Annotated in this window: 18 protein-coding genes; 9 read left to right on the forward strand and 9 right to left on the reverse strand. The window is 63.6% G+C overall.

The window, feature by feature from the left end; genetic code table 11:
* Positions 1 to 27 precede the first annotated feature (27 nt).
* The 5 genes from AB7Z56_RS17910 to AB7Z56_RS17930 all read right to left on the reverse strand — a co-directional run bounded on the left by AB7Z56_RS17910 (position 28) and on the right by AB7Z56_RS17930 (position 3,024).
* A complete protein-coding gene (locus AB7Z56_RS17910) occupies positions 28 to 384 on the reverse strand; it encodes a hypothetical protein (protein ID WP_187388021.1) in 357 nt (118 codons plus the stop codon).
* Positions 381 to 692 (reverse strand): hypothetical protein, encoded by a 312-nt coding sequence (locus AB7Z56_RS17915; protein WP_063982609.1) that lies wholly within the window; start codon positions 690 to 692, stop codon positions 381 to 383. The genes AB7Z56_RS17910 and AB7Z56_RS17915 overlap by 4 nt, the downstream gene beginning before the upstream one ends.
* Complete coding sequence (locus AB7Z56_RS17920; RefSeq protein WP_063982610.1) at positions 689 to 1,102, reverse strand: hypothetical protein; 414 nt, start codon at positions 1,100 to 1,102, stop codon at positions 689 to 691. Before AB7Z56_RS17920 ends, AB7Z56_RS17915 begins: the two co-directional genes overlap by 4 nt.
* Entirely contained in the window at positions 1,099 to 1,557 is a 459-nt protein-coding gene (locus AB7Z56_RS17925; protein WP_441256381.1) for a hypothetical protein, read from the reverse strand. The genes AB7Z56_RS17920 and AB7Z56_RS17925 overlap by 4 nt, the downstream gene beginning before the upstream one ends.
* 300 nt (positions 1,558 to 1,857) lie before the next feature.
* Positions 1,858 to 3,024 carry an AAA family ATPase gene (locus AB7Z56_RS17930; protein WP_441256382.1) on the reverse strand — a complete coding sequence of 389 codons (1,167 nt, stop codon included), beginning with the start codon at positions 3,022 to 3,024 and terminating at the stop codon, positions 1,858 to 1,860.
* A gap of 174 nt (positions 3,025 to 3,198) precedes the next feature.
* Between AB7Z56_RS17930 and AB7Z56_RS17935 the strand changes: the two genes are divergently transcribed.
* From AB7Z56_RS17935 to AB7Z56_RS17965, 7 genes are all read left to right on the forward strand, one after another.
* A complete protein-coding gene (locus tag AB7Z56_RS17935) occupies positions 3,199 to 3,795 on the forward strand; it encodes a hypothetical protein (RefSeq protein WP_063982613.1) in 597 nt (198 codons plus the stop codon).
* A gap of 469 nt (positions 3,796 to 4,264) precedes the next feature.
* Positions 4,265 to 4,552, forward strand: coding sequence for a helix-turn-helix transcriptional regulator (locus AB7Z56_RS17940; RefSeq protein ID WP_187388023.1), 288 nt, complete (start codon positions 4,265 to 4,267; stop codon positions 4,550 to 4,552).
* 37 nt (positions 4,553 to 4,589) lie between these two features.
* Positions 4,590 to 5,813: a tyrosine-type recombinase/integrase gene (locus AB7Z56_RS17945; RefSeq protein WP_063982615.1), complete on the forward strand. Its 1,224-nt coding sequence runs from the start codon at positions 4,590 to 4,592 to the stop codon at positions 5,811 to 5,813.
* 157 nt (positions 5,814 to 5,970) lie between these two features.
* Positions 5,971 to 7,572 carry a flagellar hook-length control protein FliK gene (fliK, locus tag AB7Z56_RS17950; RefSeq protein WP_354124172.1) on the forward strand — a complete coding sequence of 534 codons (1,602 nt, stop codon included), beginning with the start codon at positions 5,971 to 5,973 and terminating at the stop codon, positions 7,570 to 7,572.
* Complete coding sequence (locus AB7Z56_RS17955; RefSeq protein WP_354124173.1) at positions 7,569 to 7,832, forward strand: EscU/YscU/HrcU family type III secretion system export apparatus switch protein; 264 nt, start codon at positions 7,569 to 7,571, stop codon at positions 7,830 to 7,832. Before fliK ends, AB7Z56_RS17955 begins: the two co-directional genes overlap by 4 nt.
* Before the next feature lie 88 nt (positions 7,833 to 7,920).
* Positions 7,921 to 8,778: a penicillin-binding transpeptidase domain-containing protein gene (locus AB7Z56_RS17960; protein ID WP_441256383.1), complete on the forward strand. Its 858-nt coding sequence runs from the start codon at positions 7,921 to 7,923 to the stop codon at positions 8,776 to 8,778.
* A gap of 63 nt (positions 8,779 to 8,841) precedes the next feature.
* On the forward strand, positions 8,842 to 9,498 hold the full coding sequence (locus AB7Z56_RS17965) for a carboxymuconolactone decarboxylase family protein (RefSeq protein ID WP_354124174.1): 657 nt from the start codon (positions 8,842 to 8,844) through the stop codon (positions 9,496 to 9,498).
* Between the two features lie 157 nt (positions 9,499 to 9,655).
* Here AB7Z56_RS17965 and AB7Z56_RS17970 read toward each other — a convergent pair whose 3' ends face one another.
* The 3 genes from AB7Z56_RS17970 to AB7Z56_RS17980 form a co-directional block, all read right to left on the reverse strand.
* Positions 9,656 to 10,651, reverse strand: a complete 996-nt coding sequence (locus tag AB7Z56_RS17970; RefSeq protein WP_354124175.1) for a dienelactone hydrolase family protein — start codon at positions 10,649 to 10,651, stop codon at positions 9,656 to 9,658.
* Between the two features lie 74 nt (positions 10,652 to 10,725).
* Positions 10,726 to 11,319 carry a hypothetical protein gene (locus AB7Z56_RS17975; protein WP_354124176.1) on the reverse strand — a complete coding sequence of 198 codons (594 nt, stop codon included), beginning with the start codon at positions 11,317 to 11,319 and terminating at the stop codon, positions 10,726 to 10,728.
* A gap of 143 nt (positions 11,320 to 11,462) precedes the next feature.
* The gene (locus AB7Z56_RS17980) at positions 11,463 to 11,867 is read right to left on the reverse strand and encodes a DUF4260 domain-containing protein (protein ID WP_085405473.1); all 405 of its coding nucleotides are present in this window, start codon (positions 11,865 to 11,867) and stop codon (positions 11,463 to 11,465) included.
* 149 nt (positions 11,868 to 12,016) lie between these two features.
* Between AB7Z56_RS17980 and AB7Z56_RS17985 the strand changes: the two genes are divergently transcribed.
* Entirely contained in the window at positions 12,017 to 13,549 is a 1,533-nt protein-coding gene (locus AB7Z56_RS17985; RefSeq protein ID WP_063982622.1) for an acyl-CoA carboxylase subunit beta, read from the forward strand.
* 65 nt (positions 13,550 to 13,614) lie between these two features.
* Positions 13,615 to 13,962 carry a hypothetical protein gene (locus AB7Z56_RS17990; RefSeq protein WP_085405578.1) on the forward strand — a complete coding sequence of 116 codons (348 nt, stop codon included), beginning with the start codon at positions 13,615 to 13,617 and terminating at the stop codon, positions 13,960 to 13,962.
* Positions 13,963 to 14,067: 105 nt separating this feature from the next.
* Here the strand turns inward: AB7Z56_RS17990 and AB7Z56_RS17995 are convergent, their stop codons facing one another.
* A complete protein-coding gene (locus AB7Z56_RS17995) occupies positions 14,068 to 14,724 on the reverse strand; it encodes a glutathione S-transferase family protein (protein ID WP_354124177.1) in 657 nt (218 codons plus the stop codon).
* Between the last annotated feature and the right edge of the window lie 54 nt (positions 14,725 to 14,778).

The raw sequence follows: 14,778 nt of genomic DNA on the forward strand, positions 1-14,778 counted from the left end.
CAAGTTGCTTTGGCGTGTCGAGCCGCTTCAGCCCCGCTCTCGCTCGCTCGCCCGCAACACCTCGCGGACCAGCCTCTCGCCCGGCAGACGATCCCTGGCCTTCAGGATCATCCAGAAAAATTCCCTGATGGTGTTTCGATGTCGAAGGGGACAAAGCGCCTCATCGCAATCGCGATCACGTTGCCAAGCGGTCACTCGATACAGACTGAGCTTGGCGACCAGCAACTCCGCCGCTGCGTTGTCGCTCAGCCGAGCGCAATACTTGTCCGCAGCCGCGATCAAATATCGGTCGCGCTCATCTCGCGAAAGCATTTCGGCGGGCGTCGGATGCCCGCGACCGACCGGAAACGCCCCCGCAAATGTTGATGGTCGAACCGGTTTCATCGTCGCTCGCCATCATAGCTGAGAACATGCGCCACAAACTCAGCCCGCTCCTCTGGCGTTGCCGCCGCCCACGCCCTCTTGAGTGACGTGAGCGCACGCGACCACTTCAGCCGAGGTCGCCCGCCGTGCGAGCGGCCAATTTCTACCATCTGCGTGACCGTTGGTGGATTGTCGCTTTCGATCAGCCGTTCAAATTCCTCCGCTGGAATGTGGGCAACCTGCTGCGCGCGCCAAAGCACGGCGCGCGAGATACCGAATTGCTTTGCGATCTGCCTAATTGATGGTGGCTCAGTGCTGGGCCGCTTCATGTTCGCGCCTCCATCGGCGCGAACCGACCGCCCGGCACCGCCGCCTGCAACGCTGTCGTGGCAGCACGTTCCAACGCCGCAAGCGGAAGGTCGGCGCACTCAATGCAGATCCCGCACACGGATGCTGCTGGCGGCTTCGGCACCGCTGGCACGCTCAACAACAACCAGCCGACGCGCTGCCGCTCCCATATCAGACCCGAACACACGATGCAGGACCGCATCCGGCGCGGCAGAGCATCCAGCCAAGAGCGGGCGGCGTTCTTTAGGATCGGCACGTCGAGCGGCTGATCGACATCAACCAAATAGGTCAGCAGCGCGCCGGATGTTTCCCGGCGGTAGCGGGCCAGCTCCGATCTGCGAGCGTGACGGTTCACGGCGATGCCCTCCAGGCGATAGGCGATCTGTTTCATCCAGTTGTTCTCAAATCAAAGCTCGCCAGCCTATCGGGCGGCAGCGTTGCGATTTGCGCCCGCTGTTCAGCGAACCGTTCACGCGCGTCCGCATCGGGATGGGTCTGAATGTGATGATCGAGGCATTCGACAATCAGTGCGACAGTCATGGTGATGTCGATCTTTCGCGGCGGAATGACGCCAAGATAGACGTACCATTGCGTAAGCGCAGTTTGCGTCAGGCACGCGGGATCGACCAGCGGCGCACCGCCATCCCGCAAAAAATCCCGGTACTTCACCAGCCGCTTTTGAGGCTCCAGCCGCACCGTCAAACGGGCATTGCCGCCGAAAATCAGATCGCCATCCTTCCTGTTGAGATCACCGACCTCCATCCTGTGCATGTGCGCCACATCGGCGGCTGTCATGACGTTCGACTGCTGCCGCGTCAGCCAAACCACCGGCAGACCGCCCGACATGAAATCGTCGTCGTTCGGCTTCAGTCCCTCCGCCGCAATCCGGAGAACGGTGCCGGGATGGGTGAAATGGTACAGGTTCATGTTCGCGCTCCTCTCGCTGTTGTCATTGCCTGCTGATCCCGCGCGCCTGACTATCGAGGGTCGGTGGTTCTGAACACCTCCTCCCCTAGGGAGGAGGAGGTGTGTTCAGACCTCCCTCCGAACACCCTTTTGAACAGTTCTGAACAGGCGGTCTGAACATGTTCAGAGGCATTAGCATCTCGATTTGATGGAGTTTTCTCATTGCACCGCCTCCCGTGTTCAGATGTGTTCAGGGTCTGAACATCGGGTGTTCAGATTGGGGGTGTTCTGAAGAAGGGTGTTCAGAGCCTTTTCCCCCTTCTTGGTGAGGTCGATACGGCCCGGCTCCCCAGTGACCAGCTTGTCCTTTTCCAGCTCCTTGAAGGCTCGTTTGACCGCGACGTGATGCGGCTTGCCGTCGCGCAGCTTCCAGCCAAGGTGCCGCGCCAGATCAATCTGTGACGCCTTCCGGTTGGCCGCGTCGCGCAGCGCGACCAGGAGTTCGTCCTGACGGCTCCGCGCCGCTTGGACAATGTCGGCGTGGCCCCGTTCGCTCAGCGGCGATGCTACGACGGTCGGGATCAGCCGCCCTTTGCTGTCCTTCAACTGCTCGTGGGTGACGGTGCGCGTCGTGAAGTGCATCGGCGCGAAGTCAGGCCCTCGGTACTTGCCCTGCCAATGCAGCTCGACCACGCCTGACGCGGTGCGGGCTGCCGTCAAATTGCCGTCCACCTCGTTGAGGAAGGCACCGCCACCGCGCGGGATAAGGTTTTCGTCGCTGGCGTTCTTGACAGGATGGCAGGCTACGATGACGCACGGCTCGCCGAGCATCGTGGTGAGCGGACGCAAGGTGCGCCTCGCATAGTCACCGAACTGCGTGTTGGAGTTTTCATCGTCGCCCTCGAAGTACGCGGCGGCGGTGTCCACGATGATCAGGTTGACGGGGCCGATCTGCTTGATCTCGGTCCGGATACGGTCCTGCATCTCCGAAATCTTGAACACGCCGGGGATGAAGTGAACGTCGAGGGTCTCCAGATCGAAGCCCATCTGCTGCGCTAAGGCGATCCAGCGCATCCGCACGTCGTCGGCGTTCTCGCCAGCGAGGTACACCACGCGGCCCTTCTCAACGTCGCGGTCAACGATCTTTTTGCCCTCCGCAACGTGCGCAGCGATCAACAACAGGATCGCGGTCTTGCGTGCTCCGGTTTTGCCGGTGATGCTGTAGAGAAAGCGCCGCTGCAACAGACCGAAGATGACGTAGTCGGGCGGCACGAAGCCCTGGACAAATCCCGCACTCGACAAGATCAGCCGCCGGTCGCTCCAGCTTGCGGGCCTCGACGGCGCGGCGCGCACCTCATTGCTGCGTACTTGCTCGCGCAGAATATCATTGGCGTCGCGCGGCTTCATGTGAACGCTCCCGCTGACGGCAGAACCTCGGCGAAGATGCCGTGAGCTGTGAGCCGTCCGGCAGACGACCTGAAGGTTCATGTTGCCGCTCGGCCGACGCCATCTGTAATTTCGTCAAATGGGAGCTTGACAGCGTTTACCTCCATTTGCAATGGTTACCGATGGGTACTCGTCATGGCGACACTTAGTCAGTTGGTGGCAGGCATAGCCGCTGTGGAAGGGATCGATGCGGAGCGCGTCGGCGCTATCGCACGAGCTATTCGTGAACACGGCCTCATCAGGACTTCAGGGCGAGGAACCTCGGCCGCGCAAATGTCGGCACCAGACGCGGCGAACTTGTTGATCGCCGCTAACATGGCCGATACGGCGCGCACCGCGCCTGCCGCTGTTACACAATACCGAGCGCTTAGAGCGAAGCGAAATAAGCAAACGAGCGAGTTCGGCAGCGAACTCGAGGAGATGATTTCAGCGGCCAAGCAGGACTGCTTGGCCGACTATATTACGAAGATGGTCGGACTTCTGGGCACACGCGGCCACGTTCTCGGTAGAAAGCGTTTCCTCAACGAGACGTACGGGATCTCGATTGAATTCGAGAAGCCTATTCCTAGCGTGATTGTCGGAATTTCGGTTTTGAACTTCATCCACTCGGACGCCATCTCGTTCGGTGAACATCCGGGGCAGTCATCCGCCGAGGCGCGTGGTGATCGCAGGGAAAGAACAAGGATCACCCAGCGAACAATTCAAGCTGTCGCCAATGTTCTTCGCATGTAGGAGTGAGGCATGAAGGTGCAGGATAACGATTGCATCGCTGACGACTTGCTCGAAGGGGCAGAAGAAATCGCACGCTTTATATTTGGCTCCCCGAGCAAACGACGGCGCGTCTACCATCTTGCTGCACATTCAGGCATGCCGCTATTTCGGCTGGGTGAAGTTATCTGTGGCCGCCGGAGTACGTTGCTCGCCTGGATAGCCGAACAAGAGAAGGCGACGCGACCGAGGAGTTCGCGATGACCGCAGCGAAGCAAGCCGAACGCGCGATGGCTGCCGCTGCCGCTGAGGGGCCGGGAAACGGCCCACCAGGGCGGCCCCAGAGGCGGGGGCGGGGTGATTTGCCCAGCGAGGGCGCGGCCCAGGCGGGGGCCTGAGGTCGCCGGGTCCAAGGGACTGAAATGGTTGCGGTTTTTCGAGTTTTTTAAGCGTCGTCCTGGGCGGGGTTCCCGCGTAAATTGGGGGTGCGTTCGTGGGCAGGAAATTGGCGGATGGTCTGTCATACCCACCGCGCGCCATGCGGGCCGAACAGGCTGCGGCCTATCTGTCGATTTCGACCCGGTTTTTCTATGAACTGGTCGATGCCGAGAAGATGCCGCCGCCAGTGAAGCTGGGAACGGCTTCACTCTGGGATCGTCGTGAACTGGATGCTGCCTTCGACAATTTGAAGGACGAGCCGGGGAGCGAGAGTTCTTTGCTGCGACGCCTGCGCGAACTGGAGCAAGCACATGTTGCAAAGGGTCGAAGTCCAAAGGACTGACTATCTCTACCGAAAGGTCGCCAAGGGGCGGCCTTATTTGTATTTCCGTTTCCCGAAGGAGTTTGGTGTCAAGCTGGTCTCGCTGCCGGTCGATGAAGCCAGCAAGGCGTTTCAGCACCAGTACGACCTCTGCCGCGCCAAGCTGCGCAAGTTGGAAGCCGACCGGGACAAGGTGAAGCCCGCGCCGCGCGTGAAGCTCGCCCGTTCGCTGCCCGGCACCATCGGCAAGGCGATTGAGACCTATCGCGTGTCGGACAGCTTCACGGGGCTCAAGCCGGGCACGCAGACGATCTACATCGGGCGGCTGGACAAGCTGAAAGCGCAATTCGGCAATGAGCCGCTGCGGGAGGTGAACCGCGATGCCGCCGAGCGGATGGCCAGCGAGATGGACTACCTTGCGCGTCTCGACCGGGTTAAGGCGAAGTACGGCAGTGAGATTGACGGCGACGCCGCCCAGCGGCTCATGGACAAGGCGAGCCCGCAGATGTGGGACCTGTACATCACGCTGCTCTCCAACATCTGGAAGGCGGCGCGCGCGGCCGACCCGGACAACGTGATCTTCGGTATCCGCAAGCTGCCTAGCCCCACCTTGGAGATTGATCAGAAGCACAAGGACACTCACTGCCAGCCGCACCTGCGCTGGCCCGACGATCTGATCGAGCGCTTTGACGAGACGGCCCCCGATTACCTCGTGCTGGCCCGGATGGTGCTGCACTTCACCAGCCAGCGCGGCGGCGACGCCGTGCGGATGAAGTGGGAGCATTACGACGGCAAGGGCGTCAAGGTGTGGCCGGAAAAGACCACCAGGAAGGGCATGGTGCTGGAGCCCGCCTACCACCTGCTACCGGACGTGCTGATCGAGGCGCTCGACAAGGCGAAGGAGGAGACCGCCACGTCGGACTACATCCTCGTCAGCTCCGAGGGTCGGAAGTGGGCGACCCGGCGGTCGATGAGCCAAGCGATCAAGGCGCATCTGGTCATGATTGGGGCCCGCATGCCGAAGCAGAAGAAGGGCTATACCGCCCATGGCCTGCGCCACACCGGGGCCTCTGAGGTCGCCGCGCTTCCGGGCGCTAACTCCAAGGGCGTGCAGACCATCACCGGCCACAAGTCCCTACGCCAGCCGGAACGCTACATGGAGCAAGCCGACAAGGCCCGGATCAATGAGGCGATGGTCGAGGCGTGGAACGCCGACATCGCGCGCCGTCAGGCCGAGCGTGCTGCTCGCCGCAAGGCCGCCATCAAGCTGGTGAAGCGCTGAGAACAGACCAAAAACAGGCCGAGAACGACCCCGTAGGAAACCGCCCCCAAGAAGTGGGAAACCCAGTGGGAAATCATTCAATACATTCGATTAGTCCTTTACGAGAGGTTTACGAGGGCGGCCTTAGGGTGGGGCCAGCGTTCCACGGGCCCCTGAAATGCCGACGCCGATAAGCTCGATCGTTCCCGTCAGTGCCGCCAGCCCCGTGGCTGATGCGGCAACGCCCGATCTTGTGCTCCAGGCCGGCAGCGTCGTGGACGCAAGGGTCGTCAGCGTGATGGCCGACAATCTGGTGCGGATCGCGATCGCCAATCTGTCGATGGATGTGATGTCCGAGGTGTCGCTGACACCGGGGCAAAATCTCCAGCTCGCAGTGTCGCAGAACGGCGGCACCATCAGGCTCGCCATCATGAACGGGGCAGGCGAGGCGACGGCGGACCAGATCACGCTGACGCCGCGGGCGGCTTCGCTCGTGGACAGCCCGTCGCTCGCGCCATCTGCGACCACCGCGCGCAACACGCTGACGCCATCGGAGCAGGTCGCCGTCACCGTGGCTTCGGCCGAGGCGGTCACAAAACAGGGCAGCCAGGCGCCGTTGTTCGCCAATCTCGCCTCCGTCGTCACCGGCAGCGATCTGCCGGCGGGACTAAAGCAGGCGGTGCTGGACGTGTTGGCGCAGCAGACGCCGCTCAACACTGGGCTCGATGGCGGCGATATCGAATCCGCCTTCCAGAAGTCCGGCCTGTTTCTCGAGGCCTCGCTCGCCGCAGGTGCGACGCCGTCCTCCGGCACGATGCCGGACCTGAAGGCCGCGCTGCTGGTGCTGCGCCAGACATTGGCCACGCTCGAGACCGCCACTCCACAGGCGCAAGGCGCCGCGCTTCCGGCCAGCGCTACGGCGGGGACATCGCAGGTCGCCGCCGTGCCGGGTCAGGCTGCATCGCCGTCAACCGAGCCCGATATGGCCCAACAGCCGCAGATGCCGCGCGGCGCCAATCTGGCGGCCGCTGTGCTCGCCGACATCGCCGGCGGCGCTCCGCAGGCCGCGATGCCGCGAACCATGTCCGCCGGCCTTGCCGCGGCCCTCCTTCAAGAGGTCACGCAAAACCTGCCGCGCCTGATCGGCAACGTGCCGGGCTCGAACAAGGCCGTGCCCGACGGCCATCTCTTCGAGGCCGCGGCGCGCGCGACACCGCCGCCGTTCCGCGGCGCGCTGCCGGCGCCGCAGGCGATCGCATCGCCATCGCTCGCGCCGGATACGCCGCTCTCCGCAACGGTGCACCGCCTGCTCGACGACACCGATGCCGCGATCGCGCGGCAGACCTTGTTGCAAGTCGCTTCGCTGCCCGATCGCACCGATGCCTCCGGCCATCGCATCGACCCGGCCGTGCCGCAATGGAATTTCGAGATTCCCTTTGCGACCCCGCAAGGCACCGCGATGGCGCAGTTCGAGATCTCGCGCGATGGCGGCAACGAATCCGCCGATCCTGCCAAGCGCGCCTGGCGCGCGCGCTTCACGCTCAATGTCGAGCCGGCCGGCCCCGTGCATGCGCTGATCACGCTCAACGGCGACAAGACTTTTGTGCGGATGTGGGCGGAGCGGCCCGCGACCGCGCAGCAGCTCCGCGCCGGCATCGGCGAGCTCAACCAGGCCCTGACGCGCGCCGAGCTCAAGCCCGGCGACATCCTGGTCCGCGACGGTGCGCCACCGCAGCCGGCGCCGGCCCGCGCCGGCCACTTCCTGGATCGCGCCACATGAGCGATCCATCCAAGCTCGCAATTGCGCTGCACTACGAGAAGGGCAGCAACGCGCCCGTCGTCGTCGCCAAGGGCAAGGGCACGATCGGCGAAAAGATCGTCAAGATCGCCAAGGCCAACGACATCCCGATCGAGGAGAACGAGATCTTGGCCGGCGCGCTGTCCAAGGTCGAGCTTGGCGAGGAGATCCCGCCCGACCTCTACAAGGCCGTCGCCGAAGTGCTGGTATTCGTGCTGCGGCTGTCGGGCCGGGGGCGATAGAGCATGATCCGGAAAAGTGTGCAGCGGTTTTCCGACAAGATCATGCTCAACAAATAACCTGTCATCGTTTCACCACGATAGCAGCTGCATGGTCGCGGCCATCTTCATTGCCCAACGGATACCGCTCTTGCTGACCCGCCGCTCCACGCTTGGCCTTCTCGCCGCAGCTGCCACCGTGCCGTCACGTGCGTTCGCGCATGTCGCGCCGCCGCGCAACGAGATCCGCGACAGCCTCGCAAAGCGCTTCACCGATCTCGGCACGGCGGGCACCTTCGTCGGCTACAAGGTCGAGGACTATCTGATCGTCGCCAGCGACAAGGAACGTTCCGGCGAAGCGAAGCTGCCGGCCTCGACCTTCAAGATTCCGAACTCGCTGATTGCGCTCGAGACCGGCGTCGTCACCGATCCCGACAAGGACGTGTTCCCCTGGGACGGCGTGAAGCGGCCGATCGAGGCCTGGAACAAGGACCACACGATGCGCAGCGCTATCGCGGTCAGCGCCGTGCCGGTCTATCAGGAGATCGCGCGCCGGATCGGGCAAGAGCGGATGCAAAAGTATGTCGACATGTTCGACTACGGCAATCGCGATATCGGCGGCGGCATCGACCAGTTCTGGCTCACCGGCAATTTGCGCATTGACCCGGTCGAGCAGATCGATTTCGTCGACCGGCTGCGCCGCCGCGCGCTGCCGATCAGCAAGCGCAGCCAGGATCTCGTCGCTGACATCCTGCCGGTGATCAAGGTCGGCGACAGCGTCATCCGCGCCAAATCCGGCTTGCTCGGCGCCGAGCGCGGCGAGCCGTCGCTCGGCTGGATGGTCGGCTGGGCCGAGAAGGGCGAGGCGCACACCGTGTTCGCGCTCAACATGGATTGCAAGGAGCCGCGTCTCGTCGGCGAGCGCATGCCACTGACGCAAGCCTGCCTTGCCGAGATCGGCGCGATCTAGCTGGCGCGTACGAACCTGCTAGCATCCTTCCGACCAAACAAAAGAAAAGGTCGGGAGGATAATATGAATTCAACGCCACTCTGGCTGTCGTCGCTCACGTTGGCCGCCGCCGGCGGCTGGCTCGCAGCCACGATGTTTGCCGCACCCGCCACCAGCAAGGAGCCGCGCTTTCCGCAGCTCACCATGGACCAGCTCGACGCCAAGCAGAAGCCGCTCGGCGAGCAGATCGTGAAGGTGTCGAGCGTCGGCATCGGCGGGCCCTACAATCCGATGATCCGCAGCCCGGTGCTCGGCCAGCGACTGTTCGACCTGTTCTACTATCTGCGCTGGGAAACCTCGGTCCCGACCAAGCTGAATGAGTTCGCGATCCTGATCATCGGGCGGCAGTGGCGCTCGCAGGTGGAATGGTTCGCGCACGCGCCGCTGGCAGCCAAGGCGGGCCTGTCGCCTGATATCATCGCGGAGCTGAAGGCCAACAAGCGGCCGTCGAAAATGGCCGAGGACGAGGCCGTGGTCTACGACTTCGTCACCGAGATCACCACGACCAAGAAGGTTTCCGACGAGACCTACGCGCGGGCGAAGAAGGTATTCAACGATCAGCAGATCGTCGATCTCACCGCGGTCGCCGGCAATTACGTGATGGTCGCGATGCTGCTGACGATGGCCGAAGAGACGGTGCCGCCGGACAAGCAGGAGCCGTTCAAGCCGGGCGAGCCGTAGGAGTTGCCGCCATCCTTCGAGACGCCCGCTGCGCGGGCTCCTCAGGATGAGGACCTGTTTTGTTGTGGGGTGTGAGAAGACGCGGCAAGATGCCAGACCCTCATGGTGAGGAGCCCGCGAAAGCGGGCGTCTCGAACCATGAAGGCCAAGATGCTTCTCACCCCAGCTTGAACAGCGCCTGCAAGAATTCCTCTACCGCCTTGCGCGACTCCGCGGCCGTCGTGGGATTGCCGCCGACATGCGGGTTGAGCTCGACGCATGCATCCTTGTAGGTGAAGGGCGCGTTGGTATCGCCGTTCATCAGCACGCCGCCGTCGCCTTCCTTGATATGGCAGTTGCGCACGGTCTGCGCGTTGGCCGACACCGCAATGGTGCTGACGCCGAGCAGGCCGCTGTCGAAGCCGTGCGCACTGTCGGAGTATTCGGTCAGCACCACATCACGCCCGGCCGTCTTGAGCCGTCCGACGAACGCCTTGCAGCTCGTCACGGGATTATAGTCGTCGGGCGTGCCGTGGAAGATCCGGATCGGGCGCGCGGCGACCTCGGCGTCGCCAACGTAGGTCGTCGAGCAATCCGGATAGAACGGGATGTAGGCGGCGAACTGGACGCCGGACTTGTTCCAGAGCTTGTTGAAGCGTTCGAGGCTCGCATAGAGCGTCGCCTGTCCGCCGCGCGAGAAGCCCATCAGCACGATGCGGTCAGGATCGACGCGGGGATGCTTCGCAAGAATCTCCAGTGAGCGGTAGATGTCGACGATCAGGTTGAGCCGGCCGAGCAGAGCCTGGTTCGGCCCCACCACCGTCAGCCCGCGGCCGGTAAAACCGTCGATCACGAAGGTCGAGATGCCCATGGCGTTGAATGCGTGCACCCAGGCCTCGGTGGTGGCGCCGACGCCGCTCGAGCCATGCATCAGCACCACGACGGGAAGTTTGCCGGTGCCCTGGGCGACGCGGAATTCGCCCGCGACCGTCACCGGCTTGCCGGCCACCGCATCGCCGCTGAGGAATTGCTGGTCGGAGAGGGTGAGCGAGGGGATCGGATAGATCTCGGCGCGGGTGGCGACTTCCTTCGGCAGGGATTGCGCGTTGGCGCCAATGCCGGCGAGCAGTGTTGAAATGCAGAGCGCCATAGCGACGCGGAATGCGGTCGGCATCGTGATCATCCCCCTATGATTTTCATGGAGTAGAACAACGGACCTGCGCACTGTCAATTTGATGCGCGACGACCTCAGGCCTTATCCGCCTTCTTCGCCATCAGCGCCTGGTCGATCGCAAAGCCGCCGATCTCGCTCATCGCTTCCGAGATCACGTCGCCCTTGCGGGCAAAGCCGGCGGAGAGGACATCGAACTGCATCCGTGCCAGACGCAGCACCTCGAGCGGCACGGAGACCACGGTCTCGTTGAAACTGTCGACGGAGGCGCGCAAGCCGTCGAGCTCGGTGGTGAGCTTGCCGATATGGCTTTCCGCATCCTGCATCAGGCCGAGCAGCTTGCCGCGCTCGGCGTCGAACGCCGCGCGCTCGGCCGCCGCGGCCGCGGTTACCTCGGCGAGCTGGGTCCCCAGCGTCGCGATCTGGCTGACCATGGCTTCGGAGGCGAGCGCGGTCGCCTCGCGCAGGTCTACAAGGCGCTTGTTCTCTTCCTGTTGCTCGTGAAACAGCCGTTCGGCCGACATCGCCCGTTGCTTGAGTGATTCGATCAGCGCGGCCGCGCGCAGCAGCATCTCGCCGTTGCGCCCCGACACCATGCTGGCCATCCGCCGCAGGAAGTCGGTGGTTTCGGACGATGAGTTCGGCGGCAGAGGGACGACCGTGGCGGACATGAGGGATGCTTGCAGCCAGACGTGGTGACCGCCGCCGTACCGACTGGGCTCACGCAACATTCGGCGCCTGATCGTGAAGGGAGCAAGCCTGAATCGGCCGGCCCGGTCAACCGGTGGGGGCCGACAAAACGACGGCAATCCCCTCAGGCGTCTTTCTGGCGGCCGATCCGCCCGAGATGGGTGAAGCCGAACCCGGCCGAATATTTCAGGCCGTAGCCGAGCGCCCGGTCGATGCCGATATGGGCGAGCCAGATCATGGCGATGGACAGCGTGAGCGGCGAGGCGAAGCCGAAGCCCAGCGTCAGCAGCGCCACCGGCGCCATGTAGCTGTGGGCGGCATTGTAGACCAGCGCCCCGAATCTGGCGTCGGCGAGGTAGGCCAGGAAGCTCAGATCGGGGACGAAGAAGAGCAGGGCGAACACCAGCCACGAGCCGCCCCAGGAGGCGTAGAGCATCACCATGCCCGTGAACAGGGTCAGGCCTTCCAGCCGCAGTAGGATCTTGACGCCGCCGGTCGCCGCGCCCGTCTCGGCCGTTACCTCATCCATTGTCGTCTCCCAGGCAAAACTCTGTAATTCCTTGCGCTTTCCCGCTGCGGCAAGGCAGCCCTGCGACACCGAAAGCGGCTTCCCGGCCCGCAAAATGCCGTGTTAGAACCCCCGGCAATCGCATTTAGGCTAAGAACTGGCGGGAGCAAATGAAGAATATCCTGGACGCCCTTGAAGATCGTCGCGCCGGCGCAAAGCTCGGCGGCGGGGAGAAGCGCATCGAAGCGCAGCACGCCCGCGGCAAGCTGACCGCGCGCGAGCGCATCGAGCTCCTGCTCGACAAGGGATCGTTCGAGGAGTTCGACATGTTCGTCGAGCACCGCTCCACCGAGTTCGGCATGGAGAAGAACAAGATCCCCGGCGACGGCGTCGTCACCGGCTGGGGCACCGTCAACGGCCGCAAGACGTTTGTGTTCGCCAAGGATTTTACGGTGTTCGGCGGCTCGCTGTCGGAGACCCACGCGCTGAAGATCACCAAATTGCAGGACATGGCGATGAAGGCGCGGGCGCCCATCATCGGCCTCTATGACGCGGGCGGCGCCCGCATCCAGGAGGGCGTCGCGGCGCTCGCCGGCTATTCCTATGTGTTCCGCCGCAACGTGCTCGCCTCGGGCGTGATCCCGCAGATCTCCGTCATCATGGGCCCCTGCGCCGGCGGCGACGTCTATTCGCCTGCGATGACCGACTTCATCTTCATGGTGAAGAACACCAGCTATATGTTCGTCACCGGCCCCGACGTGGTGAAGACCGTCACCAACGAGGTCGTCACGGCGGAAGAGCTCGGCGGCGCCTCGGTGCACGCCACGCGCTCCTCGATCGCGGACGGCGCCTTCGAGAACGACGTCGAGACGCTCTTGCAGATGCGGCGCCTGATCGACTTCCTGCCGTCCAACAACACCGATGGCGTGCCGGAATGGCCGAGCTTTGACGACATCGGCCGGGTCGACATGTCCTTGGACACGCTGATCCCCGACAATCCGAACAAGCCCTACGACATGAAGGAGTTGATCCTGAAGGTCGTGGACGAGGGCGATTTCTTCGAGATCGCGGATGCCTTCGCCAAGAACATCGTCACGGGCTTTGGCCGCATTGCGGGCCGCACCGTCGGCTTCGTCGCCAACCAGCCGATGGTGCTGGCCGGCGTGCTCGACTCCGACGCTTCGCGCAAGGCCGCGCGCTTCGTCCGTTTCTGCGACGCCTTCAACATCCCGATCGTGACCTTCGTCGACGTGCCGGGCTTCTTGCCCGGCACCGCGCAGGAATATGGCGGCCTGATCAAGCACGGCGCAAAACTGCTGTTCGCCTATTCGCAGTGCACCGTGCCGCTGGTCACCATCATCACCCGCAAGGCCTATGGCGGCGCCTTCGACGTCATGGCCTCCAAGGAAATCGGCGCCGACATGAACTACGCCTGGCCGACCGCCCAGATCGCGGTGATGGGCGCCAAGGGCGCGGTCGAGATCATCTTCCGCTCAGACATCGGCGACCCCGACAAGATCGCCGCGCGCACCAAGGAATACGAAGACCGCTTCCTGTCGCCGTTCATCGCAGCCGAGCGCGGCTACATCGACGACGTCATCATGCCCCACTCGACCCGCAAGCGGATCGCAAGGGCGCTGGCAATGCTGAAGGACAAGAAGGTGGAAACGCCGGCGAAGAAGCACGACAATTTGCCGTTGTGACGACAAGTAGCCCGGATGGAGCGTAGCGAAATCCGGGTTTTTAACCCAAGTGCCGCATGTCGCTGATGACCGAAGACGATCCGACCGACGAGATTTCAGACATTGAGGCGCGGATCGAGCGGCTGGCCGAGATCGCCGAGCGATGCCGGAAGTACATTCTGGCATCCAAAATCGCGATTGGCGGCGGCGGCGCGCTGTTGTTGATCACGATCCTTGGGTTGTTCGGGACAGGTCTGACCGCGGCGCTCGGATCGATCGCCTTGGTGCTAGGCGGGATCGTGTCGCTCGGTTCGAACATCAGCACGTTGCAGCAAACCGAGAGCGCCATCGGTGCTGCGGAGGCGCTTCGCGCGCAACTGATCGGCAGGATCGACCTTCGCGTGGTCGAGGACACGCCGCTGAAATTGGTGTGAGGCGAAATTCGTACGGTGGGTTAGCCCCGTGACTGCGCGAAGCGCAGTTCGCGCGGCGTAACCCACCATCTTTGTTGAGACATGCGTTGGCGGATTACGCTTGCGCTATTCCGCCCTGCGTTTGGCATCCGCCGCAGCGAAATGCGTCATCTGATCGGCGTGGGCTTTTGCGAACGCCGGACGGCCCGTGGCGCGCGCGACGTAGTCGCGGCAGGCAGGACTGTCCGCCAGGCCGTCGAACTTGTCGACGACGCGCAGCACGTCCGACATCAGGATGTCGGCGACGGAGAAAGACCCCGCCAGCCATTCGCGCACCGCAAGCACCGTCTCCATGTGCTTGAGCCGGAGTTTTAGGAAGTCGTCGACGAACTTCACGGCGGGTGAGCCATCGTCACTGCCGGTGAACTTGAACATCGTCCAGGGCAGGGCCGGCATCTCCACCGAATTGAGCGCCGCGAACACCCATTCGACCGTGTCGCTGCGACCGCGCGGATCGGTGGGCATCAGCCTGGCGCTGAGTTCTCCCAGATGCAGCAGGATCGCGCCGCTCTCGAAGATCGAGAGGTCGCCGTCGGTCAGCCACGGCACCTGGCCGAAGGGCTGGTGCGCGAAATGCGCGGCGTCCCGCGGGCCGAACGGCACGCTCGCGACGTGGTAGGGCAAGGCGGCTTCTTCGAGCGCCCAGCGTACGCGAAGGTCGCGCACGAAACCGCGCGGCATCTCGGGAACCCAGTCGAAGGTGGTGAGGGTGAGGTTGGCCATGCGGTGTCTCCGTGCTGTCTGGGCATAGGACGGCTGAAGGGCGAGCGTTCCGAC

The sequence above is a fragment of the Bradyrhizobium sp. 482_C4_N1_8 genome, from assembly GCF_052075965.1.
Taxonomy (GTDB): Bacteria; Pseudomonadota; Alphaproteobacteria; order Rhizobiales; family Xanthobacteraceae; genus Bradyrhizobium; species Bradyrhizobium barranii.

Bases quoted from the DNA above. Each gene is read 5' to 3' on its own strand.
- AB7Z56_RS17910 (WP_187388021.1), bottom strand. From the start codon at position 384: ATGAAACCGGTTCGACCATCAACATTTGCGGGGGCGTTTCCGGTCGGT.
- AB7Z56_RS17915 (WP_063982609.1), bottom strand. From the start codon at position 692: ATGAAGCGGCCCAGCACTGAGCCACCATCAATTAGGCAGATCGCAAAG.
- AB7Z56_RS17920 (WP_063982610.1), bottom strand. From the start codon at position 1,102: ATGAAACAGATCGCCTATCGCCTGGAGGGCATCGCCGTGAACCGTCAC.
- AB7Z56_RS17925 (WP_441256381.1), bottom strand. From the start codon at position 1,557: ATGTCGGGCGGTCTGCCGGTGGTTTGGCTGACGCGGCAGCAGTCGAAC.
- AB7Z56_RS17930 (WP_441256382.1), bottom strand. From the start codon at position 3,024: ATGAAGCCGCGCGACGCCAATGATATTCTGCGCGAGCAAGTACGCAGC.
- AB7Z56_RS17935 (WP_063982613.1), top strand. From the start codon at position 3,199: ATGGCGACACTTAGTCAGTTGGTGGCAGGCATAGCCGCTGTGGAAGGG.
- fliK (WP_354124172.1), top strand. From the start codon at position 5,971: ATGCCGACGCCGATAAGCTCGATCGTTCCCGTCAGTGCCGCCAGCCCC.
- AB7Z56_RS17955 (WP_354124173.1), top strand. From the start codon at position 7,569: ATGAGCGATCCATCCAAGCTCGCAATTGCGCTGCACTACGAGAAGGGC.
- AB7Z56_RS17960 (WP_441256383.1), top strand. From the start codon at position 7,921: ATGGTCGCGGCCATCTTCATTGCCCAACGGATACCGCTCTTGCTGACC.
- AB7Z56_RS17965 (WP_354124174.1), top strand. From the start codon at position 8,842: ATGAATTCAACGCCACTCTGGCTGTCGTCGCTCACGTTGGCCGCCGCC.
- AB7Z56_RS17970 (WP_354124175.1), bottom strand. From the start codon at position 10,651: ATGCCGACCGCATTCCGCGTCGCTATGGCGCTCTGCATTTCAACACTG.
- AB7Z56_RS17975 (WP_354124176.1), bottom strand. From the start codon at position 11,319: ATGTCCGCCACGGTCGTCCCTCTGCCGCCGAACTCATCGTCCGAAACC.
- AB7Z56_RS17980 (WP_085405473.1), bottom strand. From the start codon at position 11,867: ATGGATGAGGTAACGGCCGAGACGGGCGCGGCGACCGGCGGCGTCAAG.
- AB7Z56_RS17985 (WP_063982622.1), top strand. From the start codon at position 12,017: ATGAAGAATATCCTGGACGCCCTTGAAGATCGTCGCGCCGGCGCAAAG.
- AB7Z56_RS17990 (WP_085405578.1), top strand. From the start codon at position 13,615: ATGACCGAAGACGATCCGACCGACGAGATTTCAGACATTGAGGCGCGG.
- AB7Z56_RS17995 (WP_354124177.1), bottom strand. From the start codon at position 14,724: ATGGCCAACCTCACCCTCACCACCTTCGACTGGGTTCCCGAGATGCCG.